This is a genomic window from Halomonas sp. THAF5a (assembly GCF_009363755.1).
GTDB lineage: Bacteria > Pseudomonadota > Gammaproteobacteria > Pseudomonadales > Halomonadaceae > Halomonas.
Map to the genome: position 1 here is coordinate 3,538,272 of NZ_CP045417.1, position 23,659 is coordinate 3,561,930.

Sequence of the window (23,659 nt, forward strand, 5' to 3'; positions counted from 1 at the left end):
CGAACAACGACATAACGACATGAAGACGACACGGGCGGGGAGCCCGCCCGTGTCGCCGTCGGGTAGGAAGGGTGGGCGCCTAGCGGCCCATGGCACCGATCGGCAGGCGATAGTCCTGCCAGGTGGTCATCTCCTGCTTGAAGGCGCGCTGGGATTCGAGCACGCGGGCGAACCACTCGTTCTCGGCCGCCTTCTCGTCTTCCCAGGCGCGCGTCTCCTCATAGATGGCATCGACGAAGGAGGGATCCAGCTGCACGAGCTCGTTGGGGCCCTCTTCCAGCTCCTGGAACGCGGAAAGGTCGGCGAAGGAGCTGGCGAGCCAGGAGTCGAAGACGCTCAGCTTGCCGGCCAGGCGCAGCTGCTCCTGCTGGGCCTCGGTCAGCTGGTCCCAGGCGTCCTGGTTGACTTCGCACTCGAGGAAGCCGCCGGACTGGTGCACGCCGGGCAGGATGACGTACTGCGCGACGTCCTGGAAACCGGTGGGCTTGTTGAGCTCCGGGCTGCCCCACTCGGCGGCATCGATCACGCCGCGATCGAGGGCCGTGTAGATGTCGCTGCCGGCCATCACGACGGTCGAGGCGCCGAGCCGAGAGGCGATTTCCGCCCAGGCCCCGGACGTCCTCAGGCGCAGCCCCTGGAAGTCCTCCAGCGTCTGCACCTTCTTGTTGGAGTGCAGGAAGATCTCGGTGCCGAGAATGGAGCACGGGAAGGCCACCACACCGAACTCTTCACGGCGGAACGTCTCGTACAGCTCGACACCCCCGCCCTCGTACATCCACAGCATGAACTCCTCGGGGGTCAGCCCGCTGGAGTGCCCCGCCAGCAGCGCGGCGGTCGGATCGGAACCATAGTCGTAATTGATGTAGTTATGGCTGACTTCGGCGACGCCCGACTTGACGGTATTGGTGACGCGCAGGGCGCCCCCCAGGGTCCCCCCGGGGAAGACCTCGATGTTCACGTCGCCGCCGGTCAGCTGGTTGGCATAGTCGGCGAAGGTCTTGGCGTCACGCTCCAGCCAGGGGCCGCCGCCCCAGGGCGTCGCCATCTTCCAGCTGACCTCTTCCGCCTGGGCGGAGGCGGCGACCAGCAGGCCCGCCACGACCCCGATATGAAGCACACCCCTATTTGCTTTGTACATTCTTGTTTTCCCTATCTTTTATGGTTAGACCAAGGACCAGACGCTCGCTCTAGTGAGCGACATGTGAGTAATCGGTTTACCGACGAAGCATTGCAGATACGCAAAAATGCGTCAAATATGGATGAACGCCACTCACCACGCACCACCATCCCGATGGAGCCAGCCATGACCACCTCGACGGAATCGTCAAAGATCCTGAAGCACCGGCAGCGCAAGGCGGGAGCGATCGGCGACAACCTCCGCGCCCTGCGCAAGGCCAGAGGGCTGACCATCGCCGCCATGGCCGCCGCCTCCGGCATCTCGGCGGCCAGCGTGTCGCGCATCGAGAACGGGCACATCTCGCCCACCTATGAGGCGATCGTCAGCCTCGCCCAGGGGCTGCAGGTCGATGTCAGCGAGCTGTTCTACCACTCGGGGCAAGCCGCCTTTCGCGGCTGGTGGGCGCTGACGCGCGCCCAGGAAGGCGACATCATCGAGACGCCCAACTACCGCTTCAGGCCGCTCTGCAACAACGTGGCCGCCAAGGAGTACATGGTGCTGGACACCACGATCCTTAACCGCAGCCTCGAGGAGTTCGGCGAGCTGCAGAAGCACCCCGGACAGGAACAGGTCATCGTCACCAACGGCGAGGTGACGGTGTGGACAGAGCTGTATGACCCGGTGGAGCTCGGCGTCGGCGACAGCTTCGCCTTCGACAGCACCCTGGGCCATGCCGTGACCTACCGCGGGGAGCGGCCGGCTACCTTGATCTGGGTCTGCAGCGCGCACGCCTGAGCCGGCGGGCCCGCCGCCCCTCAGACGATAGACGGAGCCGCGACGGGTCCTCGCGGGGTCGCGATAGGCAGGAAGAGACAAGCCACTATGCGGCCCTGGCGGAGCGAATAGGCCGAGGCCGGCGGCTCGGCCTCATCCCGGTCGCCCCCGCAAGGCGATCCAGCCATTGAGCCGCCATATGCCCCAGGCCACGGGAATCGCACCGAGACCGCCAACCACATAGGCCAACGGCTCATCCCCCAGGGATTCGAACAGCTGCGTGTAAGCGTGGATGCCGGCGAAACTCAGGGCAGCATTGAAGAGTCCCCGATTGGCGCGAACAGCCGAGGCAACGACGACCGCAACCAGCGCCAACGCCCAAGCAACAGTGAAGGCCTCGGGCCCAATGGTGATGGTCGACTCAGGGAAGACCTCACGCAAGGCCCTCAGCTCCTCCCAGCTCTGGCCAGGGGCAGGCACGGCACCCGGCCCCCACAGGCTCTCCCCCACCACATCCCCCCAGAGGGAGCCCACCAGGGCGCAGAGGTTGGCCGTGATAAATCCCATCATCGCCAGCACTCGGGCATGGCGCGCGTGGCGCTCTGCCCATCGGGTGTGCGCCCGGACACAGAGCGCCACCAGCACGGCCATCTGGAGGATGGAAAGGGTCGCCTCGGGGGAGTAGAAGGCATAGACCGCGTGCAGGTAGAAGGTGCCGGTATCCAGCATCTGAGCAAAGGGCAGGATCGCCAGGGCGGTGATAAACCGAACATCGATCAGCCACCCGACGCCTGCGATCGCACAGGCGGCGTAGAGGTAGAACAGGCTCACCAACCAGCCTGACGCGTCATGGGTGGCCAGCACCACACCAGCGCCGCCAAGGTGCATCGCCAGCCCCATGACGACGACAGCACCGGTAACGAACCGGGCAGGCGCCCCATCCCGAAGCAGCCTTGCTCCCGCGACGGCTGCGACAACGAACCCCATGCCCAGGATGCCCCAGGCTCCATCACCCTCGAACCGCTGCAGCAGTTCCGCTGAACCACCGCCCAGCAGCATGCCCGTCCCGATCAACACGGCGGCATGGCCGAACATGCGATAGAGCTCACCGGCTTTCGACAGGATCGCCAGGCCACCCACCACGAACAGCGCCCCGAACAGTGCCACCGACGCCGCATCCGCCAGCCAGAGAATCAACCCGGCGGTGGCAGCCACGATGCCGAAACACAGGATCGTGCTGATCGCCAACGCCACCATCGCTTCACGGCCGCGACGCTCGATTTCGCGAGCCTGCTCGGTGGTGATGATCCCCTCGCTCGCCAGTCGCTCGGTATCCGCAATGCAGTGCATGGATCCTTCCCTCACATGGATGGAAACGCCGCCAGGCTCGTGTCGACGAGCGGCCCCTCATAGGCCTCGAGTGTCTTCCAGCCTGAGCGATCAAGCAACGCGATGGCCCGAACCGCCTTGGCGTCGTCCAATGGCAGCGGCCGCCAGCGTTGCATGGGTTCACCTGGCCCCCCCGTCAAGGCGATGCTCGGCCGGTTGAGGGCCGGGCCTAGCGGCTCGCACTCACCTCGAACAGCCCCTCCGATTCGCGCTCGAGCCGCTTTAGCGACTCGTCCAGCAGGGCGAGGTAGGAGCGGGTAAGGCCCGAGGTCCCTCTCTGCCGCGGCAGGATCACGCTGTAGCGGTACTGGACCCGCGGCTCGAAGCGCCTGACGACGAGGCCCAGTCGTCGGTAGTGCCAGGCCGTGATGGGATCCACCAGCGACACCCCCGACCCGGCCAGCACGAAGGCACAGGCGGCGTAGTGAAGCTGCGTGTCGATCAGCAGCTGGCGCTTGACGCCGGCCCGCTCGAAGACGCCATCGATGGTGTGGCGAAGGCTCTGCTCCGACCCCAGCGAGACGAACACCTCGCCCTCGAGATCCGACGGCACGATGACCTCCCGGTCTGCCAGGCGATGCCCGGGCGGCAAGGCGCACACTAGCCGGCTGTCGGCCAGAGTGCGCTCCTCCACGGCGGGATCGTCGAGGGGAATGCCGGAAATCACGCCCAGGTCGAACTGCTGCGTGGCCACCAGATCGACCACCTGCTGGGTACTGCGCACCTGCAGGGTGATCGAGACGCCCGGGTGTTGCTGGCTGAACCGATCCGTCAGGTTGGGCAGGAATTCCACCGAGGCCGCCGGCATGGAGGCGATCCTCAACGACCCGAGGTGGAACTCGCGGAGCTCTTTGGCGGCGCGCGACAGGTGCTCGAGGGAGACGAAGGCGCGCTCCACCTCCTCGAAGAAGAACCGGGCCTCGGGCGTCGGATGGAGACGACGCCGACGTCGCTCGAACATCGCCACCCCGACCGTGCTCTCGAAATCGGCGAGCAGGCGACTCACGGCCGGCTGGGAGACGCACAGGATCTCCGCGGCCCCACTGGTAGTCCCGCTGATCATCACCGCGCGAAACGCCTCGATCTGGCGGTAGGTCAATTTCGGCATGCCGGCCCCGCAGTTAACAACACAGTATTATCAAATCATACATATAAACGATTTGATGTTATATACCGCGCCACCCAACATTGCCGGGTATGCCGCACGGCCCCGGCAGACAACCACAACAAGCGAGAAGGCCCCATGGAACGACTCTTTCGTTACACCCTCACCCTGCTGATCGGCACCGTCGCGATCTGCCAGTTCATCCAGGTCATCACCCGCTACCTCTTCGAGACGCCGATCATGGGGCTCGAGGAGGCCGCCATCATTCCCACGATCTGGCTCTACATCCTCGGCAGCGTCAACGCGTCACGGGAAGACACCCAGATCCGTGCCAATGTCCTGGATATCTTCCTCAAGACCGAACGCGCTCGTGCGCTGCTGCAGGCCATCGCCGACACCGTCAGCATCGTGGTCTCGGTCTGGCTCACCCTCTGGGCCTGGGACTACTTCACTTACGCGCTGCGCGTCGACAAGGAGACGCCCACGCTTTACCTGCCCACGATCGTCTACGAATCGGCCCTGTTCATCGGCCTGGTGCTGATGATCGCCTTCACCCTCTGGCACCTGCTGCGCAACCTCGGCTTCCTGTTCGGCATTCGCCAGCGCCCGGACCACGCCCCCGAAGATCCCGACTATCCGGAGACCTCCGAGGTCCACGAGTTCCGGGTACTGACCGATTCCCAGAAGGACTCCTCCCATGATTGAGATCGCCCTGCTGGCCTTTGCCGTCCTGATTGTGCTGCTGACCATCGGCGTTCCCCTGCCCTACTGCTTCGGCGCCGCCCTGATGGTGATGACCCTGATCGGCGAAGCCACCATGCGCGGCATGATGGTGTGGGGCTTCAGTCAGCTGACGAACCCGATCCTGCTGGCCATCCCGCTGTTCGTCTTCGCCGGCACCCTGATGAGCGTGAGCGGCATCGCCGGCAGCCTGCTGAAGTTCGTCAACGTCTTCGTCGGGCGCATCCGCGGCGGCCTGGGCGCCGTGGCGGCGGTGAGCTGCGCCATCATCGGCGCGATCTCCGGCAGCGGCCTGACCGGCATCGCCGCCATCGGCCCGCTGCTGATCCCGGAGATGGAGCGCAAGGGCTACCCCCGCGCCTACTCCACCGCCCTGATCGCCAACTCCTCGATCCTCGGCCTGCTGATTCCCCCCAGCGTCACCATGATCGTCTACGGGTGGGTCACGGACACCTCGATCCTGGCGAGCTTCCTGGCCACCCTGGGGCCGGGCCTGTTGATCATGCTCAACTTCTGCCTCGTCAACATGGTGATGTCGCGCAAGTTCGACCTGGTCCTCGACGAGCCGCTGCCCTTCGATCAGATGATGCGCGATGCCGGGCGTCGCACGGGCCATGCCCTGCCGGCGCTGCTGATGCCGGTGATCATCCTCGGCGGCATCTACGGCGGCATCATGACGCCGACCGAGGCCGCGGCCGTGGCGGTCATCTATGCGCTGCCGGTGGGCTTTCTGATCTACCGCGGCCTGACCTGGCGGACCCTGCTGGAGTCCGGCAAGGAGTCGGCCACCGCCATCGGCGCCATCCTGATCATGATCCTGTTCAGCCTGATGCTCAGCCAGATCTACGTCATGGAGAGCATTCCCCAGGCGCTGGTCGACATGATCTTCCAGATCACCGACAACAAGCTGGTGCTGTTGCTGCTGATCAACCTGCTGCTGTTCTTCATCGGCATGATCGTCAACGACATCACCGCCATCATCCTCACGGCGCCGCTGCTGCTTCCGCTGATGGAGGCGCTGGGCGTCAGCCCCGTGCAGTTCGCCGCCATCATGGGCGTCAACACCGCCATGGGCGGGGTGACGCCTCCCTACGCCAGCATCCTCTACCTGGGGTCCCGCATCGGCAAGGTGCGCTTCACCGAGGTGGTGAAGCCCGCCATGACGCTGATCCTGTTCGGCTACATCCCGGTGGTGGTGCTGGTCTCTGCCTGGCCTGACCTGTCCGAGTTCCTGCCCGGCCTGTTCGGCTACTGATCGTCCATCCGCTCTCATCAGGAGACAACAATGAAAACCCTCGAGATGAAAACTCTTGTCAGCGCCGTCGCCCTCGCGGCCAGCCTCTCCACGGTCGCCGAGGCCGCCACCCTGAAGCTCTCCCACGTGCGCCCCCAGGACACGGCCATCGACACCGCCGCCGCGGCCTTCGCCGAGGACGTCGCGGCGGCCACCGACGACGAGGTGAACGTGCGTCTCTTCCCGGCCAACGCCCTGGGCGACTACACGGTGGTGCAGGAGCGCGTCAGCCTGGGCGCCGTCGACATGGCGGTCCAGCCGCCGGCATCCGGCGCCGACAAGCGCTTCCAGCTGGCCTACCTGCCCTACCTCGTGCAGAGCTGGGAGGACGCCCAGCAGGTGTTCCAGGAGGGCGCGCCGCTGCGCGAGGAGGTGGAGAAGATCTACGCGGAGCAGAACATCCGGGTGCTGGGCGCCTGGCCGGTCTACTTCGGCGGCGTGGCCCTGAACAGCCAGGTGGAGAACGCCGCCGACCCGACCGCCGACAAGGGCGCCAAGCTGCGCGTACCGCCCATGAAGTCCTTCCAGCTGATGGCCGACAACATCGGCTACATCGGCTCGCCGCTGCCGTTCTCCGACGCCTTCACCGCCGTCCAGACCGGCGTGGTCGACGGCGTGATGGGCTCGGGCGCCGAGGGCTACTACGCCTCCTTCCGCGACGTCACCGAGTACTACCTGCCGCTCAACACTCACTTCGAGATGTGGTACCTGCTGATCAACCAGGACATCTACGACGAGCTGGACGAGACCCAGCAGGTCGCGCTCCAGGACGCCGCGCAGCGCTTCGAGGCGGCGCGCTGGGAAGGGGCCGAGGCCGACCAGGCCCGCAACGAGCAGCTTCTGGTCGAGGCCGGCGCCACCATCGTGCCGGTCTCCGACGAGCAGATCGCCGGCCACGCCGAGCTGGTCCGCGAGAACGTCTGGCCGGTCATCCTCGAGGACATCGGCGCCGAGTGGGCGAACTCCGTGCTCGACAAGGCCATTCGCTGAATACCCCGGCCCGGCCACCCGCCGGGCCTCCCTCCCCCTCTCGACCATCATTCAGGTAACGACGATGACGCCAAGGCCACCAAACGGCTCGCGTAGCGCCGACGCATGCGTGATCGGCGGCGGGCTCGTCGGCATCGCCATCGCCCTGGGACTCCAGCGCCATGGCCTGAAGGTCGCCGTGCTCGACGAGGGCGACGTCGCCCTGCGCGCCTCTCGCGGCAACTTCGGGCTGGTGTGGGTCCAGGGCAAGGGCGATACCCAGCCCGCCTATGCCAGCATCACCCGTCGCTCGGCCCGGCTGTGGCCGGACCTCGCCCGGCGCCTGCAGGAGCAGACCGGCATCGACGTCCAGCTCCAGCAGCGCGGCGGGCTCTACCTCTGCCTCACCGAGGACGAGCTCGAGGCCAGGCGACGCATGCTGGCCAAGATGCGCGACGCCGCGGGCGGCGACTATCCCCACGAGACGCTGGATCTCGCCCAGGTGCGCGACTATTTCCCCGACATCGGCGACGAGGTCGCCGGTGCCACCTGGTGCCCGGAGGACGGGCACCTCAACCCGCTGCTGCTGCTGCGCGCGCTGACCCAGCGCTTCCGCGCCCAGGGCGGCGTGATCGACAACGGCGGGCGGGTCCAGGGCATCGAGCGCCAGGGCGAGGCCTTCCGGGTCACCACCCCGGCGGGCGACTGGTCCTGCGGCAAGGTCGTGCTGGCCGCGGGGCTCGGCAATCGCGAGCTCGCCCCGATGGTCGGCCTGTCGGCGCCGGTCTTCCCCAATCGTGGCCAGGTGCTGATCGCCGAGCGCGTCCGGCCCTTCCTCCACTACCCCACCGGCCACGTCCGCCAGACCGGCGAGGGCACCGTGCAGATTGGCGACTCCAAGGAGGACGTCGGCTTCGACAGCGGCACCACCACCGACGTCATGGCGCACATCGCCCGGCGCGCCGTGCGCCTCTTCCCGCTGCTGCGCGACGTCCGGATGGTCAGGGCCTGGGGTGCCCTGCGCGTCATGACCCCCGACGGCTACCCGGTCTACGAGGCCTCCCGGGATTGCCCCGGCGCCTACCTCGTCACCTGTCACAGCGGCGTGACGCTCGGCGCCCTGCACGAAGGCCCGCTGGCGGACTGGATCGCCGGCGATGCAACCGACCTGCCCCTGGAGGTGTTCCATGCCCAGCGCTTCGCCCTTTGAGCGCCTGCCCTGCCGGCCTCAGGCCACGGTGACGGTGTTCGTCGAGGACGCGCCCGTCGAGGTGGATCGGCACGACAGCGCCGCCGCCGCGGTGCTGGCCGCCGGCCTGCTGCCCTCCCGCACCACCCCGACGAGCGAGGCCCCGCGAGCGCCCTACTGCCTGATGGGAGTGTGCTTCGAGTGCCTGATCGAGATCGACGGCGCGCCCAACCAGCAGGGCTGCATGATTCCGGTGCGCGACGGCATGCGGATTCGCCGTCAATGCGGGGCCCGCGACATGCACGGGGAGGACCACCATGGCGACGCCTGACTACGACCTGATCATCATCGGTGCCGGGCCGGCCGGCATGGCCGCCGCCGCGGAGTCCGCCCGCCAGGGGCTGCGCTGCGCCCTGCTCGACGAGCAGGAGGAGGCCGGCGGCCAGATCTACCGGGCGATCGGCCGGGCCCCCCTGGCGAACGAGGCGATCCTCGGCGAGGACTACTATCACGGCCGCGGCCTGCTCGAGGCCTTCGAGCAGGCCGGCGTGGACTACCGGCCGGGCACCACCGTCTGGGGCGTCGAGGAGGACCTGAGCCTCGACGTTTCCCACCGGGGCGCCAGCCAGCGCCTGCGCACCCGGCGCCTGCTGGTGGCGACCGGCGCCCAGGAGCGCCCGGTGCCCTTCCCCGGCTGGACCCTGCCGGGCGTGATGACCGGGGGCGCCGCCCAGATCCTGCTCAAGAGCAGCGCCATGGCCCCGCCCGGCCCCATCGTCCTGGCCGGCAGCGGCCCCCTGCTGCTGTTGATCGCCGCCCAGCTCGCGCGCGCCGGCGTCACCGTCGAGGCGCTGCTCGACACCACGCCGCGCGACAGCTGGCGCCGGGCGGCGCGCCACCTGGCCGGCGCGCTGCGCAACCCGCGGCTGCTGGCCAAGGGCCTGGGGCTGCTTCGGGAGATTCGTCGCGCCGGCATTTCCCACCTCAAGGGCATCGAGGGTCTCGAGGCCGCGTCCCACGACGGAGAGCGCCTGACGCACCTGCGCTACCGGCAGGCGGGGCAGTGGCACGAGCGCCCCTGCCAGACCCTGCTGGTGCACCAGGGCGTGGTGCCCAACGTCCAGCTGACCCGGGCGCTCGAGCTGGCCCACGACTGGGACGAGGCCCAGCAGTGCTGGCGGCCGCGGCTGGATGCCTGGGGCGAGACCTCGCGCCCGGGTATCTTCGTCGCCGGCGACGCCGGCGGCATCGCCGGCGCCATGGCCGCCGAGGACGCCGGACGCCTCTCCGCCCTGGCCATCGCCGAGCAGCTCGAGCGCCTCGACGCCTCGACCCGCGACCGCCTCGCCGCCCCGCTGCGTAATCGCCTGGCGCCCCAGCTGGCCATCCGCCCCTTCCTGGACGTGCTCTACCAGCCGGCACGGCGTTTCCTGGTGCCCGACGACGAGACCATCGTCTGCCGCTGCGAGGAGGTCACGGCGGGGGAGCTCAGGCGCATTGCCGATGCCGGCTGTCGCGGCCCCAACCAGGCCAAGGCCTTCTGCCGGGCAGGCATGGGTCCCTGCCAGGGGCGCCTGTGCGGCCTGACGGTCTCCCAGGTGATCGCCGACCAGTGTGGCGAGCCGGTCGACGCCGTCGGCTACTACCACATCCGCCCCCCGATCAAGCCGCTCAGCCTGGGCGAGCTGGCCAGCCTGAACGAAACCGATACCCCGACGAGGAACTGAGATGACCCTGCAACGCTTCGAGACCGGCGTCCGAATGAGCCGCGCCGTCGTTCACCACGACATCGCCTACCTGTGCGGCCAGGTGGCCGCGGATCGCCATGCCGACATCGCCGGCCAGACCGAGACAATGCTGGCCAAGGTCGACGCCCTGCTGGCGAGCGTCGGCAGCGACCGCGACCACCTGCTGTCCGCCACCCTCTACCTCAAGGACATGGCGCTGTTCGACGAGATGAACCGCGTCTGGGACGCCTGGGTCCCCGACGGCAAGGCGCCGGCCCGCGCCTGCGTGGAGGCTCGCATGGCGAGCCCGGAGCTGCTGGTCGAGATCTCCGTGGTGGCCGCCCTGGCACGCTGACCCGACGCGCCACGCATCGGCCACACCAGACGGGCCCCGCGATAGATCGCGGGGCCCGTCTGGTGTTCACGCACAAAAGTTCACGCATAAAAGGCCGGTGCAGATGCCGAGCGCTGTCGGCGACAAGGCCAGATCCGAGACGAACGGCGAAGGACGGAATGGCCTGGCGAGGTCACCTTCGCATCGCCCTCCCCTGTCCGCCCGGCCGTCGACCCGCTCAGGTCACGGTGATCACGGTGCAGCCGGCGGTATGGCTGACCTTGTGGGAGACGCTGCCGAAGACCATCCCGCGCATGTCGCTGACCCCGCGGCTCCCCATGATGATGGCATCGACGCCGAGGCTCTCGGCCGCCGCGTTGATATTCTCGGCGGGACGGCCCTGGCGCACCGTCTCCTCGACCTTGATGCCCGCGAGGTCGACCGCCGCGCGGGCCTGGTCGATCACCTTGTGGGCCTCCTCCTTCATGCCGGCGGCCAGCTTCTCCCGCTCCTCCTCGGAGAAGGGCTCGGCGGTGCCGCCGGTGAACAGGCCGATATTGTCGGGCGGAAACTCGGCCACGGTCATCAGGTGCAGGGTCGCGCCCGCGCCACGGGCCAGCTGTGCCGCCACACCGAGCGCCTTCTCGGCATGGGAGGAACCATCGAGGGGAACAAGGATTGCGCTATACATGACGGGTCGATCCTGTGCGGGTGGGAAGCGGGCCGTGGCTGGCCCCATACCCTCAGACTAGACGCTGCCCCCATTTCGGCAAACCGCGATATGGGACGGGCCGAGATGGTCGCCTACGCGGCCGTGGACGTCGCCACTTCCTGAGGCTCGTCCCGCCGGGAGGGCGCTTTCTCAGCCCGCCCCCCGTCGTCCCAGCTCCTCGAGATAGCTCTCCAGCACCCGGTTGGGCGGCGCGCCCTTGCGGGTGATGGCGCTGTAGTGGGTCACGTAGCGGCAGGTGTCAGGCTTCAAGGCGCGCATCCTGCCGTCACGCACCCAGCGCTCGGCGAAGTGCGTCGGCAGGTAGCCGATGTAGCGCCCGGTGAGGATCAGGAAGGCGATGCCCTCGCGATCGGTGGCCGAGGCGGTGGCCCGCAGCGGCTCGTGCAGCACCTTGATCTCCGGGCTCTGGGCATAGGCCGGGATCACCGCATCGCTGTGCGCCAGCGCCGCGTCGGTGACGTGCGCGGCGTCGAACAGCGGATGCCCGGAGGCGCAGTAGAGCCGCGAGGTCTCCTCGTAGAGCGCGCGATAGTGCAGCCCCGGCAGGGTCTTGATCGCCGGCACCACCCCGGTGTGCAGGCGGCCATCCAGCACACCGAGCTCGATGTCGTGGGGGGGAATCATGCGGATATTGATCTGCACATCCGGCCCGCGCGCCTTCAAGGCACTGAGGGCATCGGTGATGTGCATCTCCGGCATGGTCACCAGGTTGTCGGTGATACCGATGTTGAGCTCCCCCTTGAGCCAGGCATGCAGGCCATTGACCCGGGTACGAAACCCCTCCGTCGCCGCCAGCAGCTGCAGGGCGGCCTCGTAGACCTCGGCGCCCTCGTCGGTCAGCGCGAAGCCGCTTCGGCCTCGCTGGCAGAGCCGCAGCCCCAGGCGCGTCTCCAGGTCGCTCATCGCCATGCTGATGGCGGCCCGGCTGATGTCGAGCTCCACCTCGGCGGCGGAGAAGCCGCCGCACTCCACGACCTTGCGATAGATCCGCAGCAGCCGCAGGTCCGCATCGCCGAGCGCCCCGCTCAGCGCCTCCTTGCGACGTGACATCGCTCCCTCCTCTTTCCCTGCATGAACCCGCCCGCTGAACCGGCTCGCGAGGCCGGCCGACGCACCGAAGGGCGCGCCGAAAAGTTAACCTTACGCTTACATGAGATTCAATATATCGGAATTTAACTGATCGTCGCCCTGATCCACGCTGCACTCAACCGTCACCCATACGACAACCATCAACAAAGGGGGTGTGTCATGTCTGATCGTTCTCCCCGACAGACCGCGGGCCTGAGCGCCGAGCAGCTGGACGCCTACTGGATGCCCTACTCCGGCAACCGCCAGTTCAAGCGCGACCCGCGCATCATCACCGGCGCCGAGGGCAGCTACTACACCGACGCCGACGGGCGCCGGATCTACGACGGCCTCTCCGGGCTCTGGACCTGCGGCGCTGGCCACTGCCGGCCTGAGATCGCCGAGGCGGTGTCCCAGCAGCTGCGCGAGCTGGACTACGCCCCGGCCTTTCAGTACGGCCACCCCAAGGCCTTCGAGCTGGCTCACCGCATCCGCGGCCTGACGCCTGCGGGCCTCGACCACGTCTTCTTCACCGGGTCCGGCTCCGAGAGCGCCGACACCTCGCTGAAGATCGCCCGCGCCTACTGGCGCAAGAAGGGCAAGCCCACCAAGACCAAGCTGATCGGACGCGCAAAGGGCTATCACGGCGTCAACTTCGGCGGGATCAGCCTCGGCGGCATCGGCGCCAACCGCATGATGTTCGGCCAGGGCATCGATGCCGACCACCTGCCTCATACCCTGCTTCCGGAGAACGCCTTCACCCGCGGCATGCCGGAGCGCGGCGCCGAGCGGGCCGACGAGCTGCTCGAGCTGATCGCCCTGCATGATGCCTCCAACATCGCCGCGGTGATCGTCGAGCCCATGGCCGGCTCCGCCGGGGTGATCCCGCCGCCGGTGGGCTATCTCAAGCGGCTGCGCGAGATCTGCGATGCCAACGACATCCTGCTGATCTTCGACGAGGTGATCACCGCCTTCGGGCGCATGGGCTCGATGACCGGCGCCGAGGAGTTCGGCGTGGTCCCTGACATCATGAACGTCGCCAAGCAGCTGACCAACGGGGCGGTGCCCATGGGCGGGGTCATCGTGAAGGGCGAGATCTACCACACCTTCATGCAACAGGGCGGCCCCGACTACATGCTCGAGCTGCCCCACGGCTACACCTACTCGGGCCACCCGGTGGCCTGCGCCGCGGCCCTGGCCGCCCTGGACGTGCTCGAGAACGAGCGCCTGATCGATCGCGTGCGGGAGATGGCGCCGATCTTCGAGAGCGCCCTGCACTCTCTGCGCAGCGACCCCAAGGCCAGCCGCTACATCACCGACATCCGCAACTATGGCCTCGCCGGCGCCCTGCAGATCGCGCCCTACCCCGGCGAGCCGGCCCGCCGCCCCTTCGAGATCGCCATGAAGTGCTGGGAGAAGGGCTTCTACGTGCGCTACGGCGGCGACACCATCCAGCTCGGCCTGCCCTTCATCGTCGAGCGCGAGGAGATCGACCGGCTGATCAACGCCCTGGGCGACGCCCTCGGCGAGCTGGACTGAACGAAGCCACCGTCGTGGCGAGTGACGAGGGAGCGCGAGGCAGCGGCCCCGAGTGACTCCGCCAGCGGCAATCGGACAACAGAATGAAGGCCTCAACCTACAACTTCCTACTCGAGAGGTAACACATGACCACCCTTGGCCATCTGATCAACGGCACCCGCGTCGACGCCGACGGGCGCACCCAGGATATCTTCAACCCCTCTACCGGCGAGGTCGGAGGCCAGGTCGGCCTGGCCGGCAAGGCCACCGTCGAGCAGGCGATCGCCGCCGCCGAGGCCGCCTTCCCGGCCTGGCGCGACACGCCGCCCGCCAAGAGGGCCCGCGTCATGTACCGCTTCAAGGCGCTGCTGGAGCAGCATGCCGACGAGATCTGCCGGCTGATCGGCCAGGAGCATGGCAAGATCGTCCACGACGCCCAGGGGGAGCTCGCCCGCGGCATCGAGAACGTCGAGTACGCCTGTGGCGCCCCGGAGCTGCTCAAGGGCGAGCACAGCCGCAACACCGGCCCCGGCATCGACTCCTGGAGCGAGTTCCAGCCGCTCGGCGTGGTCGCCGGCATCACCCCGTTCAACTTCCCGGCCATGGTGCCGCTGTGGATGTATCCCATGGCCATCGCCTGCGGCAACACCTTCGTGCTGAAGCCCTCCGAGCGCGATCCCACCGCCTCGCTCTACATCGCCGAGCTGGCGCTGGAGGCCGGCCTGCCCGCCGGAGTGCTGAACGTGGTCAACGGCGACAAGGAGGCCGTCGACACCCTGCTCGACGACGAGCGCGTGAAGGCCGTGAGCTTCGTCGGCTCCACGCCGATCGCCGAAACCATCTACAGCCGCGCCAGCGCCAACGGCAAGCGCTGCCAGGCGCTGGGCGGCGCCAAGAACCACGCCATCGTGATGCCCGATGCCGACATGGACAACGTGGTCAGCTCGCTGACCGGGGCCGCCTTCGGCTCCTCCGGCGAGCGCTGCATGGCGCTCTCCGTGGCGGTGGCGGTGGGCGATGAGGCGGCCGATACCCTGATCGCCAAGATGCAGGCGCAGATGACGACCCTGAAGGTCGGCCCCTTCCATGACGCCGGCAACGACTTCGGCCCGGTGATCACCAAGGCCCACCAGGAGAAGGTCTGCGGCTACATCGACGGCGCCGAGGCCCAGGGCGCCGAGATCGTGGTCGACGGCCGCGGCGTCCGGGTGCCGGGCCACGAGCACGGCTTCTACGTGGGCGGCACCCTGATCGACCGCGTGACCCCGGACATGACCTGCTACCTCGAGGAGATCTTCGGCCCGGTGCTGCTGGTGGTGCGGGTCGACACCATGGAGGCCGCCATGAAGCTGATCGACGATCACGAGTACGGCAACGGCACCTGCATCTATACCCGCGACGGCGAGGCGGCCCGCTACTTCAGCGATCGCATCCAGGTCGGCATGGTGGGGATCAACGTGCCACTGCCGGTGCCGGTCTCCTACCACAGCTTCGGCGGCTGGAAGCGCTCGCTGTTCGGCGACCTCGCCGCCTACGGCCCGGATGCCGTGCGCTTCTATACCAAGCGCAAGACCGTCACCCAGCGCTGGCCGTCGGCCGGCATCCGCGAGGGGGCGCAGTTCTCCTTCCCCTCCTGAGGTCCTGCCCCATGGCGGTGACGCCCGCCCCATCACAGCCGAACCGGGCCTCCCGGTTCGGCTGTCGGCGTTATGGAGAGCCTGGCGCGTGCCTGTCCTCGCATGAAGATCGACGGCTACTCCTCGCCGTGCTGTCGCGCCATCGCCTTGCGCGCCTTGTTGCGCCGGTAGAGCCGCACCAGGGCGATGCCCAGGGCGAAGGCGACCATGGCCGCGAGCGTCCAGCCCTGCCAGGGCCGCGCCGCATCGCCCATCACGGTCTCGAGGGTGAGGATCAGGAGGAAGCCCAGGGCCTGGCTGGCGATGGCCAGGGCGCGCAGGGTATCGAAGGCCGGTCGTGACATGCGTGCTCCCGCTGGATGACAGCCCTGCCCGCCGGCAGTAGGCTTGGCGAAACGAATGCGCCCAGTGTAACCGCTGCGGCCCCCGCCGCCGACCTCTCGGAGCCACCGCCACGACATGGATGCCATCGCCCTGGGACCGCTGCTGATCGCGCTGCCGCGCCTCTACGCTTTCCTCGCCGCCCTGGTGCTGCTGGGCGCCAGCGCCCTGCTCCTCGGCCTGCCGCGCCGCCGCCACGCCCGCTGGTTCAACGGCCTGCTGGTGGCCTGGCTGGTCGGCGCCCGCCTGGGCCACGTGGCGATGAACGCCGGCGCCTATGTCGATGCCCCGCTGGATATCCTCAAGCTCTGGCAGCCCGGCTATCACGGCCTTTGGGGGCTACTCGCGGCGCTCGCCTGGACGGGCTGGATCCTTCGGGACCGGCTGGGGGCGATGCTCGGCGGCATGGGCCTGGCGCTCGGGGTCTCGCTCGGGTGGCTCGCGCTGGTGACCCTGGCGCCGCTGGGCGGCGGCATGGCCCTGCGCGAACTGCCGGACCTGGCCCTCGAGAACCTCGAGGGGGAGCCCGTGAACCTCGCCGACCTCGCGGGCGAGACGGTGATCGTCAACCTTTGGGCCACCTGGTGTCCGCCCTGCCGGCGCGAGATGCCGATCCTGGCCGAGGCCGATGCCCGGGAGGATGTCAGCGTGGTGATCGTCAACCAGGGCGAGACCCTGCTTGAGGCGGTGCGCTATCTCGACGAGCAGGGCCTGGCCTTCCGCCATGCACTGCTCGACCCGCGCCAGCGGATGATGGTGCTGGCCGAGTCGCCGGGGTTGCCCACCACCCTGCTCTTCGATGCCGAGGGGCGCGCCCGCGAGCAGCACGTCGGCGAGCTGACCCGCGCCCAGCTCTCGGCCTGGCTGGACGAGCGCTGAACCGCCGCGGGGCGATCGCTCCCTGATCGGTGCCAGAGCTATCGCAGATAGCGTTATCGCTCAGGGCTGATCCGTCGACAGGTCGGCGAGGGGGCGCTGTGAACCCATCCCTGGGCGCTACCGACGCCATCCATGGCGTAGGACCCCCTCTTTGACCTGTCCCCGGCGCCCCTCATCATGCCCAATGGCAATTACCTGTGATCGCTCCCCGAACGCTTAAGCCGCGTCGGGCTTTGCTGTAAGATACCGCGCCCTGTCGCCGCCGGGCCGGGTGTGGCCAGCGGCAACGAACCGATCCCAAGCATCCCCCGAGGCATCATGAGCGACTTCTCCCCCGGCCAGCGCTGGATCAGCGACGGCGAGGCCGAACTCGGCCTGGGCACCATTCTCAACGTCGACGGCCGCAGCGTCACCGTGCTCTTCGGCGCCAGCCAGGAAACCCGCACCTACAGCAGCCGCAATGCCCCCCTGACCCGCGTGGCCTTCGGCAGCGGCGATCGCATCCAGTCCACCGAAGGCTGGCAGATGACCGTCGACGACAGCAAAGAGGTCGGCGGCCTGATCGTCTACATCGGCGAGGACGACGCCGGCGAGCTGTGCGAGCTGCCCGAGGCGCGCCTCGCCGACACCATGCAGTTCGACCAGGCCCGGGACCGCCTGCTGACCGGCCAGGTCGATCGCAACGACTGGTTCGACCTGCGCTTTCGCACCCTGCATCACCATCATCGGGTCGAGCAGAATCCGGCATTGGGCCTGGCCGGCCCGCGCATCGACCTGATTCCCCACCAGCTCTACATCGCCGACGAGGTGTCGCGCCGCCACGCCCCGCGCGTGCTGCTGGCCGACGAGGTGGGCCTCGGCAAGACCATCGAGGCCGGCCTGATCCTGCACCGGCTGCTGCTCACCGGCCGCGCCGAGCGGGCGCTGATCCTGGTGCCGGCGAGCCTGACCCACCAGTGGCTGGTCGAGCTGCTGCGCCGCTTCGCCCTGGAGGTCACCTTGCTCGACGAGCAGCAGAGCCTCGCCCACGGCAGCGCCAACCCCTTCGAGGCCGGCCAGCTGGTGCTGGCGAGCCAGGACTGGCTGTTCGCCAACGCCCATCGCCAGCAGCAGGCCCAGGCCTGCGACTGGGACCTGCTGATCGTCGACGAGGCCCACCATCTGGACTGGAGCCCCGAGCAGAGCGGGCCCGGCTATGACTGCGTGGAGCAGCTGGCCGGCCAGGTGCCCGGCATGCTGCTGCTCACCGCCACCCCGGAGCAGATGGGCCTCGAGAGCCACTTCGCCCGCCTGCGGCTGCTCGACCCGGACCGCTACCACAGCCTCGAGGCCTTCCGCGAGGAGGAGGCCCACTACGTGGAGGTCGCCGAGGCGATCGACGCCCTCGAGCGGCTGCCCGGCGAGGCGGCCGACCGCGAGCGGGTCGCCGCGGTGATCCACGAACCCGACAGCCTGGCGCTGCTCGACACCCTGGCCGATCCCGAGCGCGGCGACGACCAGCGCGCCGCGGCCCGGGAGCAGCTGCGCGACCAGCTGCTCGACCGCCACGGCACCGGCCGGGTGATGTTCCGCAACGGCCGCCGCCACGTGGGCGGCTTCCCGGAGCGGCGCCTGCATATCGCCGAGCTCGAGGCGCCCTCCGCCTACCGGCGGGTGCTGCGGCGCCTGGCCCGGGACGAGGACTACCTGGACGAGCTGCTCATCGAGACCGGCCTCGACCACCCCGAGGTGCTGATCTACCCCGACGCCATGTATCGGGCGATGACCGACGACCCCCTCAATACCGAGCCCTGGTGGCAGTTCGACCCGCGCGTGAGCTGGCTGCTGGAGCGCCTCGCCGACGACGGCGAGGGGGGCTTCGCCGGCGACAAGGTGCTGGTGATCGCCCACGACCGCGAGACCGCCCAGGGCCTCGCCGAGGGCCTGCGGGTGCTCGGCGGCTACCAGGCCCCGGTGTTCCACGAGGGGCTCTCGCTGGTCGAGCGCGACCGCGCCGCGGCGGCCTTCGCCGACGAGGAGGAGGGCTGCCAGGTGCTGGTCTGCTCGGAGATCGGCTCCGAGGGGCGCAACTTCCAGTTCTGTCGTCACCTGGTGATGTTCGACCTGCCGCTTCATCCGGACCAGCTCGAGCAGCGCATCGGCCGCCTCGACCGCATCGGCCAGCGCCACGCCATCGAGATCCACGCGCCGGTGTTCACCGGAAGCCCCGGCGAGAAGCTGCTGCGCTGGTACCACGAGGGCCTGGACGCCTTCAGCGCCCCCCAAGGCCTCGGCAGCGAGATCCACGCCGCCTTCGGCGACACCCTGGCCGACAGCCTGCTCGACGACGAGGACCTCGACGAGGTGATCGCCGAGACCCGCGCCCTGTTCGAGGCCAAGCTCGCGGAGCGCGACGCCGGCCGCAACCGCCTGCTCGAGCTCAACGCCTGTCGCCACGACCGCGCCGAGGCGGTCGCCGAGGCGATCCGCGAGCTCGACGCCGACAAGGCCCTGGCCCGCTACCTGGACCAGGCGCTGGATATCTTCGGGGTCGACAGCCAGGACATCGGCGGCGGCATCCAGCACCTGCAGCCCAGCCCGCAGATGCTCGACGGCCTGCCCGGCCTGGTGAAGGGCGAGGAGGGCTTCTCGGCCACCTTCTCCCGGGAGCGCGCCCTGGCCCGGGACGACGTCCAGCGCCTCTCCTGGGAGCACCCGCTGCTGCGCGAGATGATGGGACGGATCCTCGGCGGCGCCATGGGCAACACCGCCCTGGCGCTGCTCAAGCACCCGGCCATCCCCGCCGGCCGGCTGATGGTCGAGCTGGTCTTCCGCACCCACTGCCCGGCGCCGAAGCGCCTGCACCTCAACCGCTTCCTGCCGCCCACCGCGGTGCGCGTGCTGCTCGACGAGTCGGGGGCCAACCTGACCGCCAAGATCTCCTTCACCGGCCTCTCCAAGGCGGTGCAGAAGGTCAAGAAGGCGGTCGCCCGGGACCTGATCAAGAGCCGCCACGACCAGCTGCGCGAGCTGCTCGACGGCGCCGAGGCCGAGGCCCAGCGGGAGCTGCCGAGCATCGTCGAGGCCGCCCAGGGGCGCATGCGCGCCGAACTCGACGCCGAGCTCGCTCGCCTCGAGGCGCTCTCGCGGCTCAACCCCGCGGTGCGCGCCGACGAGCTCGAGGCGCTGCGCCGCGAGCGCGCCGAGCTGGACGCCGCCATCGAGGCCACCCGCCTGCGCCTGGACGCGGTGCGGGTGATCGTCACGGTGGGCGACGACGCCCGCTGAGCGACGGCAACCTGCGATACCCAGAGGCCCCGGTCGGCAGTGCCGGCGGGGGCCTCCGTGCGATGGGGCATAGTGCCTAAAGCCGAGTCTGGGTGCAGCGCCCTCGGCCAAGCGTAGGTCGAAAGCCCTCAGCCGAGGATATCGGCCAGGGCCTTCTCAAGGGTCGGGAAGCGGAACGCGAAGCCGGCCTCCTGCAGCCGCGCCGGGCGCATGTCGGCGCCGGTCAGCAGCAGCCGCGCCATCTCGCCGAAGGCGACCTCCAGGGCGAGGGCCGGCACCGGCATCAGCGCCGGGCGCCCCAGCTGCCTGGCCAGGGTGCGGGAGAACTCGGCGTTGGTGACCGGGTGGGGGGCGCTGCCGTTGAAGGGGCCCGCCAGGTCGTCGCGCTCGAGCAGGAAGAGGATGGCGCGCACCAGGTCCTCGCGGTGGATCCAGGGCATGAACTGGGTGCCGTCGCCGAAGCGCCCGCCCAGCCCCAGCTTGAAGGGCGGCAGCATCTTCGCGAGGCTGCCGCCTCCCTGGTCGAGCACCAGGCCGATGCGCAGCAGGGCGACCCGCACACCGTAGTCCTCGGCCCCTCGGGCGACCTCCTCCCAGCGCTTGCAGAGCCGATGGGCGAACTCGTCGTGGGCCGGGGTCTGCTCGGTGACCTCGCGATCGCCCTGGTCGCCGTAGTAGCCCATGGCCGAGGCCGAGACCATCACCTTCGGCATGCGCCCCAGGCTCGCCTTCAACTGCTCGCAGAGCATTACCAGGTCGCCGGTGACGTTGACCCGGGAGTCGATCAGCCGCTCCTTCTGCGCCTCGCTCCAGCGCTTGGCGGCGATCGGCTCGCCGGCCAGGTTGACGATGGCGTCCGGCGGGGTGTCGACGAAGTCCAGCACCGAGCGCCGGATGTCGCTGCCCTCCGGCAGGCGGTCGCGCACCTCGTCGGGCGATCGCGAGACCACCAGCAGCTGATGGCCCGCCTCCTTCAACCGCCGGCAGAGCCGCTGCCCGACAAACCCGCTGCCGCCCGTGATCAGCACTCGCATCCGGAATCCCTCCCCAGCCATCTGCGGCCCGCCGTGGCGGCCGGCCGCCATGAGTTATACAGCCGTTGTACACTTCTGCTAGTCTAGCGATGAACGCCGTTGACTGCACGAGAGCCCCATGTCCCACGCCACCGCTACCACCGCCATCATCGGCGCCGGCATCGCCGGCCTCGCCTGTGGACAGGCCCTGCGGGCGCACGGCCTGCCGGTGCGCCTCTTCGAGAAGGCGCGCGGCCCCGGCGGGCGCATGTCCAGCCGTCGCCTCGAGAAGGCCGCGGTCGACCTGGGGGCCCAGTTCTTCAGCGTGCGCGATCCGGCCTTCCGCCGCGCGGTAACGGCCTGGCGCGAGGCGGGCGTGGTCGCGCCCTGGCCCGACTCCCTGTGGGAGGCCGGGCCCACCGGCTGGCAGCGCCACCGCGACGACGTCGAGCGCCTGATCGGCGTGCCCCGCATGAGCGCGGTCACCCGCCACCTGGCCGACGGCCTCGAGGTGGCCACCGGGACCCGTATCGAGCGCCTCAAGCCCCGGGACGGGGCGTGGTGGCTGGTCGACCAGCATGGCGAGCGCCACGGCCCCTTCGCCCGGGTGGTGCTCGCCCTGCCCTCGCCCCAGGCCCAGGCGCTGCTGGAACCCCTGGCGCCGAGCCTCGCGGCCGCCTGCGAGGCGATCATCCAGCGCCCCTGCTGGGCCGCCTGGGCCCGTTTCGCCGAGCCGCTGCCGGCCCTGCCCAGGGTCGACGACGACTGGCAGGCGGTGCGCCTGGCCCCCGCCCCGAACCGCGCCCCGGACGAGACGCCGCTGCGCTTCGTCAGCCGCAACGACCACAAGCCCGGCCGACACGGCCAGGGCGAGAGCCTGAGCCTGCTGGCGCGGCTCGAGTGGAGCGAGGCGCACCTGGAGCGCGACGCCGAGGCCGTGGCCCGGGCGCTGCTCGAGGCCTTCCGCGACCGGCTGCCGGAGGGCGTGACGCTGCCCGAGCCGACCGCGCTGGGCGCCCACCGCTGGCGCTATGCCCAGCCCGACGTCTTCGCCGGCGGCGAAGCGGTCAACCTCGACCACCGTCGCACCCCCGAGGGGCTCGCGCTGTGCGGCGACGGCTGGCGCGGGCCGCGAGTCGAGGACGCCTGGCTCTCCGGTCATCACCTCGGCGAGGCCCTCGCGGCCGACGCTTCCTGATCCCTCTTCGCGACTGGAGACATCCATGTCCTATGCCCTGATCCTGCTCGCCCACGGCTCCAGCGACCCGAACTGGCGAGCCCCCTTCGAACACTTCGCCCAGGCGCTGACCGAGCGGCTGTCGACCCCGCTGCGCCTGGCCTACATGGAGCTCAGCGAACCCTCGCTGGAGTCCACGGTGGCGGAGCTCGCCGCGGCCGGCATCGAGCGCGCCGAGGTCCTGCCGCTGTTCTTCGCCGCCGGTCGCCACCTGCGCCGCGACGTGCCCGGCCAGATCGACGCCCTGACCGCCGCCCACCCGGGCCTCGAGCTGACCCTGCTGTCGCCGGTCGGCGAGCACCCGGCCTTCGTCGAGGCGCTGGCGGCGGTGGTCGCCGAGCAGGCAGGGGAGTCGGCACGCTCATGAACGACGAGGCACGGCGCCCGGCCGACACCCCGCTCTACCCGATCCGCGAAGTCTCCCGGCTGACCGGCGTGAACTCGGTGACCCTGCGCGCCTGGGAGCGTCGCTACGGGCTGATCCAGCCCCAGCGCACCCCCAAGGGGCATCGCCTCTATGCCCGGGAGGATATCGAGCGCGTCGAGCGCATCCTGCAGTGGCTCAACCGCGGGGTGCCGGTCAGCCAGGTGCGCGAGCTGCTCGACCAGCCGGAGACGGCCGAGACCCCGGCGCCGGCGGCCGGCGACTGGCCCGGGCAGCGCCGCCAGCTGATCCATGCCCTCCAGGCGCTGGACCTCGACCGCCTCGAGGCGCTCTTCAACCAGTCGCTGGCCCTCTACCCGGTGCCGACCTGCCTGGCCGAGCTGTGGCAGCCGGTGGTGCGCCAGCTCGAGGAGGGCTGGGGCGACCAGCTGGGCGACACCCTGCAACGCCGCACCCTGGAAGCCTTCCTGCGCACCCGCGTCGGCACCCGGCTGCTGCACGCCAACCGCCTGGGTCACGGCCCGACACTGCTCGTCGCCCCGCTGCCGGACGACCCCTCGCCGCTCTGGGTGCTGCTCGCGGCCCTGGCCGCCAGCGACCGCGGCTACCGGATCCTGCTCTTCGACGCCCCGCTGCCCTTCGCCGAGGTACCGCTGGCGGTGGAGCGCTTCCAGGCCGCCGGCCTGCTGCTGGCCAGCGGCAAGGCCGAGAAGGCCGAACTGGTGCGCCGCCAGCTGCCGCGCCTGGCCGAGCAGCTCGAGGTGCCGCTGATGGCCTGCGGCCCTATGGCCCGCATCCGCGAGGCCGACCTGGAAGAGACCGAGGTGGCGCTGCTCGGCGACGACCTCGACGAGGCCATGCAGGGCCTCCAGGCCCGACTCCCCGCCCGCTGACCCGGAGCCGTC

23 protein-coding genes are annotated in these 23,659 nt (G+C 69.6%); 15 read left to right on the forward strand and 8 right to left on the reverse strand.

The annotated features are described in order from the left end of the window. Nucleotides 1-79: 79 nt before the first annotated feature. Nucleotides 80-1,138, reverse strand: coding sequence for a C4-dicarboxylate ABC transporter substrate-binding protein (locus FIU83_RS16035; RefSeq protein WP_152484967.1), 1,059 nt, complete (start codon nucleotides 1,136-1,138; stop codon nucleotides 80-82). 165 nt (nucleotides 1,139-1,303) lie between these two features. Here FIU83_RS16035 and FIU83_RS16040 point away from each other — a divergent pair, with 165 nt between their 5' ends. Beyond that, nucleotides 1,304-1,912 (forward strand): helix-turn-helix domain-containing protein, encoded by a 609-nt coding sequence (locus FIU83_RS16040; protein ID WP_172976106.1) that lies wholly within the window; start codon nucleotides 1,304-1,306, stop codon nucleotides 1,910-1,912. 132 nt (nucleotides 1,913-2,044) lie between these two features. Here the strand turns inward: FIU83_RS16040 and FIU83_RS16045 are convergent, their stop codons facing one another. From FIU83_RS16045 to FIU83_RS16050, 3 genes are read right to left on the reverse strand one after another with little or no spacing between them, the layout of a single operon-like run. Beyond that, nucleotides 2,045-3,241 (reverse strand): hypothetical protein, encoded by a 1,197-nt coding sequence (locus FIU83_RS16045; RefSeq protein WP_152484969.1) that lies wholly within the window; start codon nucleotides 3,239-3,241, stop codon nucleotides 2,045-2,047. Nucleotides 3,242-3,252: 11 nt separating this feature from the next. Beyond that, nucleotides 3,253-3,396 (reverse strand): hypothetical protein, encoded by a 144-nt coding sequence (locus FIU83_RS17500; RefSeq protein ID WP_172976107.1) that lies wholly within the window; start codon nucleotides 3,394-3,396, stop codon nucleotides 3,253-3,255. 53 nt (nucleotides 3,397-3,449) lie between these two features. Further along, on the reverse strand, nucleotides 3,450-4,388 hold the full coding sequence (locus FIU83_RS16050) for a LysR substrate-binding domain-containing protein (protein WP_152484970.1): 939 nt from the start codon (nucleotides 4,386-4,388) through the stop codon (nucleotides 3,450-3,452). Nucleotides 4,389-4,523: 135 nt separating this feature from the next. On the opposite strand from FIU83_RS16050, the gene FIU83_RS16055 reads away from it, so the two are divergent. The 7 genes from FIU83_RS16055 to FIU83_RS16085 all read left to right on the forward strand — a co-directional run bounded on the left by FIU83_RS16055 (nucleotide 4,524) and on the right by FIU83_RS16085 (nucleotide 10,660). Beyond that, nucleotides 4,524-5,090 (forward strand): TRAP transporter small permease, encoded by a 567-nt coding sequence (locus FIU83_RS16055; RefSeq protein WP_152484971.1) that lies wholly within the window; start codon nucleotides 4,524-4,526, stop codon nucleotides 5,088-5,090. After that, nucleotides 5,083-6,381 (forward strand): TRAP transporter large permease, encoded by a 1,299-nt coding sequence (locus tag FIU83_RS16060; protein ID WP_152484972.1) that lies wholly within the window; start codon nucleotides 5,083-5,085, stop codon nucleotides 6,379-6,381. Before FIU83_RS16055 ends, FIU83_RS16060 begins: the two co-directional genes overlap by 8 nt. Nucleotides 6,382-6,411: 30 nt before the next feature. Then, nucleotides 6,412-7,410, forward strand: coding sequence for a TRAP transporter substrate-binding protein DctP (dctP, locus tag FIU83_RS16065; protein ID WP_152484973.1), 999 nt, complete (start codon nucleotides 6,412-6,414; stop codon nucleotides 7,408-7,410). Between the two features lie 64 nt (nucleotides 7,411-7,474). Next, entirely contained in the window at nucleotides 7,475-8,599 is a 1,125-nt protein-coding gene (locus tag FIU83_RS16070; protein ID WP_152484974.1) for an FAD-binding oxidoreductase, read from the forward strand. Beyond that, nucleotides 8,577-8,909, forward strand: coding sequence for a (2Fe-2S)-binding protein (locus FIU83_RS16075; RefSeq protein ID WP_152484975.1), 333 nt, complete (start codon nucleotides 8,577-8,579; stop codon nucleotides 8,907-8,909). Before FIU83_RS16070 ends, FIU83_RS16075 begins: the two co-directional genes overlap by 23 nt. Next, nucleotides 8,896-10,305, forward strand: a complete 1,410-nt coding sequence (locus FIU83_RS16080) for an NAD(P)/FAD-dependent oxidoreductase (RefSeq protein ID WP_152484976.1) — start codon at nucleotides 8,896-8,898, stop codon at nucleotides 10,303-10,305. The genes FIU83_RS16075 and FIU83_RS16080 overlap by 14 nt, the downstream gene beginning before the upstream one ends. A 1-nt stretch (nucleotide 10,306) precedes the next feature. Further along, the gene (locus FIU83_RS16085; protein WP_152484977.1) at nucleotides 10,307-10,660 is read left to right on the forward strand and encodes a RidA family protein; all 354 of its coding nucleotides are present in this window, start codon (nucleotides 10,307-10,309) and stop codon (nucleotides 10,658-10,660) included. A gap of 217 nt (nucleotides 10,661-10,877) precedes the next feature. Here FIU83_RS16085 and FIU83_RS16090 read toward each other — a convergent pair whose 3' ends face one another. Further along, nucleotides 10,878-11,330, reverse strand: coding sequence for a universal stress protein (locus tag FIU83_RS16090; protein WP_152484978.1), 453 nt, complete (start codon nucleotides 11,328-11,330; stop codon nucleotides 10,878-10,880). 171 nt (nucleotides 11,331-11,501) lie between these two features. After that, nucleotides 11,502-12,422: a LysR family transcriptional regulator gene (locus tag FIU83_RS16095; protein WP_152484979.1), complete on the reverse strand. Its 921-nt coding sequence runs from the start codon at nucleotides 12,420-12,422 to the stop codon at nucleotides 11,502-11,504. A 198-nt stretch (nucleotides 12,423-12,620) separates the two neighbouring features. Here FIU83_RS16095 and FIU83_RS16100 point away from each other — a divergent pair, with 198 nt between their 5' ends. Both FIU83_RS16100 and FIU83_RS16105 read left to right on the forward strand, forming a co-directional pair. Further along, nucleotides 12,621-13,976 carry an aspartate aminotransferase family protein gene (locus FIU83_RS16100; protein WP_152484980.1) on the forward strand — a complete coding sequence of 452 codons (1,356 nt, stop codon included), beginning with the start codon at nucleotides 12,621-12,623 and terminating at the stop codon, nucleotides 13,974-13,976. Between the two features lie 125 nt (nucleotides 13,977-14,101). After that, nucleotides 14,102-15,592 carry a CoA-acylating methylmalonate-semialdehyde dehydrogenase gene (locus FIU83_RS16105; RefSeq protein ID WP_152484981.1) on the forward strand — a complete coding sequence of 497 codons (1,491 nt, stop codon included), beginning with the start codon at nucleotides 14,102-14,104 and terminating at the stop codon, nucleotides 15,590-15,592. A 116-nt stretch (nucleotides 15,593-15,708) separates the two neighbouring features. On the opposite strand, the gene FIU83_RS16110 is transcribed toward FIU83_RS16105, so the two are convergent. After that, nucleotides 15,709-15,936, reverse strand: a complete 228-nt coding sequence (locus FIU83_RS16110; RefSeq protein ID WP_152484982.1) for a hypothetical protein — start codon at nucleotides 15,934-15,936, stop codon at nucleotides 15,709-15,711. Between the two features lie 115 nt (nucleotides 15,937-16,051). Here FIU83_RS16110 and FIU83_RS16115 point away from each other — a divergent pair, with 115 nt between their 5' ends. Both FIU83_RS16115 and rapA read left to right on the forward strand, forming a co-directional pair. Further along, on the forward strand, nucleotides 16,052-16,852 hold the full coding sequence (locus FIU83_RS16115; RefSeq protein ID WP_152484983.1) for a TlpA disulfide reductase family protein: 801 nt from the start codon (nucleotides 16,052-16,054) through the stop codon (nucleotides 16,850-16,852). 318 nt (nucleotides 16,853-17,170) lie between these two features. After that, nucleotides 17,171-20,119, forward strand: a complete 2,949-nt coding sequence (rapA, locus tag FIU83_RS16120; RefSeq protein WP_152484984.1) for an RNA polymerase-associated protein RapA — start codon at nucleotides 17,171-17,173, stop codon at nucleotides 20,117-20,119. A 128-nt stretch (nucleotides 20,120-20,247) separates the two neighbouring features. Here the strand turns inward: rapA and FIU83_RS16125 are convergent, their stop codons facing one another. Then, nucleotides 20,248-21,153: a TIGR01777 family oxidoreductase gene (locus FIU83_RS16125; RefSeq protein WP_152484985.1), complete on the reverse strand. Its 906-nt coding sequence runs from the start codon at nucleotides 21,151-21,153 to the stop codon at nucleotides 20,248-20,250. 118 nt (nucleotides 21,154-21,271) lie between these two features. On the opposite strand from FIU83_RS16125, the gene FIU83_RS16130 reads away from it, so the two are divergent. Genes FIU83_RS16130 through FIU83_RS16140 form a run of 3 tightly spaced genes read left to right on the forward strand, consistent with a single transcriptional unit; the run spans nucleotide 21,272 to nucleotide 23,647 of the window. Continuing rightward, complete coding sequence (locus tag FIU83_RS16130; RefSeq protein WP_152484986.1) at nucleotides 21,272-22,330, forward strand: NAD(P)/FAD-dependent oxidoreductase; 1,059 nt, start codon at nucleotides 21,272-21,274, stop codon at nucleotides 22,328-22,330. A gap of 25 nt (nucleotides 22,331-22,355) precedes the next feature. Continuing rightward, nucleotides 22,356-22,736, forward strand: coding sequence for a sirohydrochlorin chelatase (locus tag FIU83_RS16135; protein WP_152484987.1), 381 nt, complete (start codon nucleotides 22,356-22,358; stop codon nucleotides 22,734-22,736). Continuing rightward, entirely contained in the window at nucleotides 22,733-23,647 is a 915-nt protein-coding gene (locus FIU83_RS16140) for a MerR family transcriptional regulator (RefSeq protein WP_152484988.1), read from the forward strand. Before FIU83_RS16135 ends, FIU83_RS16140 begins: the two co-directional genes overlap by 4 nt. Nucleotides 23,648-23,659 lie beyond the last annotated feature (12 nt).